Origin of the sequence: Oribacterium sp. C9, from assembly GCF_002007235.1 — a bacterium.
GTDB lineage: Bacteria > Bacillota > Clostridia > Lachnospirales > Lachnospiraceae > Oribacterium.
The window spans coordinates 1-1,578 of record NZ_MUHW01000063.1 but is presented as its reverse complement, the minus strand read 5'-3'; the positions used below and the strand labels follow the sequence as shown (position 1 = coordinate 1,578).

Sequence of the window (1,578 nt, the reverse complement as noted above, 5' to 3'; positions counted from 1 at the left end):
ACTAAACTTCCGAAAAAGAATCAATGGTTACCCACTATTTTTGACGAATAACCAAATATAGCTATAGATAAAATCATAAATAAACATAAACAGAACAGACAGGAAATAAATAAACTTGTTTTTGAAAGTATTGAGTCTTTAGCTGAAGCAGATATAGCACAATCTGAATTATCTAATAAAGGATTTATTAAAAGACTTCTCGGCAATGTTACCGGAAGTAATCAGAAGTTACAGAATAAGATAAACAGTAGTAAATCTATAGCTCAATATGCTAGCCAGCAGACACTTCAGAAACTTGCAGAACAGAATCTTATGAGCTTTGATCTGATAACTGCTGTGAATAATAAACTTAATGCATCGATCTATAAGACAGATGAAGAGTTTAGAAATATCTATGCTGGATTAAATAAGTTTTTCGAGTACAATCGAGGAGAACTTATACAGATCGAACTCCGATTAGACAAATTAGAACAGAATGTCAATCTACTGACATGGCAAAATTCGGTAGAGTTTTTGACATTGAATGGGACTCCATATTCATTTTTGAGTGATGCCGGAAAAATCGCCTGCATAGCAAGAGATTTTTATGATATTACAAAAGGAAACTGGAATACTAAAGAACTTCTTTTGCTCAAAGCAGCCATGTCGCAGATTGGGCTTCAACCTACACAGTCTATTGATTATCTGCACACTGTAAAAGAACTAATATATACAGACGAATTTAAAACTAAGTTATTAGGTAGCAACCATATTAAAGAAGTAAGAAGACCTGATGTATTTATATCCTTAGGTCTTATTAACAAGATTGAAAAATTAAATAATTCTGAGAAGTACATTGTATCATCATTAAAGCATAGTTTTAATTGTAAAGGAGTTGAATCATCAGAAGAAGAAATTATTGATGAGTTACTCTCAAACTTTATGATACATAATATAAAAATCAATCCTCAGGTTCAGGTGAATTCATATGATTTTATTGTAGATATGTTATTTAATCTGAAAGCAATTGAAGACATTCATATTCCTGGAAAAGAAAAAGAGAATGAGCATTTTATAGGTGATATAGATGATCCGTTACAACATGCAATTTCATTGTTTTTAAGGCATAAAAATAAAGATGCATTTAAAGTTTTTAAAAAATTAGCAGATGAAGGTGATGGAAGAGCTGAATATATTGTAGGTTTATATTATATGAATGGATATAATACCGTGAAATGTAATAATGAAACAAAGAATACTTATTGGAACATGGCTATACAGAATATGGATGTGCTTTCTATATTCAGATGGTATATCGATAACAATCAAGATAGTCCATCTAATCCTGTTTATAAAATGTATGAGTCAAAACTAAAAAAGTTGATTGATTCAAATAATGTTTTTGCAAAAGATCTGTATGCGAATCATTTACATAGAACTTCTAAAGAAACAGAAGATATTAAACAATCTTTTTCGTTAGCTATGGAAGCTGCTGATAATGGACTTTTAGACGCACAAAATAGAGTTGGATATATATATTTTAATGGTTATTCGTCAAAAATAGTGGGTAACCATTGATTCTTTTTCGGAAGTTTAGTT

1 protein-coding gene is annotated in these 1,578 nt (G+C 30.1%); it reads left to right on the top strand.

The genetic code is table 11. The annotated features are described in order from the left end of the window. The first annotated feature begins 312 nt into the window (after window positions 1-312). The gene (locus BXO88_RS16140) at window positions 313-1,557 is read left to right on the top strand and encodes a sel1 repeat family protein (protein WP_078038747.1); all 1,245 of its coding nucleotides are present in this window, start codon (window positions 313-315) and stop codon (window positions 1,555-1,557) included. Window positions 1,558-1,578 lie beyond the last annotated feature (21 nt).

What these genes read in the sequence shown, in the direction of transcription:
- BXO88_RS16140 (WP_078038747.1), top strand. Translation starts at nt 313, where the DNA reads ATGAGCTTTGATCTGATAACTGCTGTGAATAATAAACTTAATGCATCG.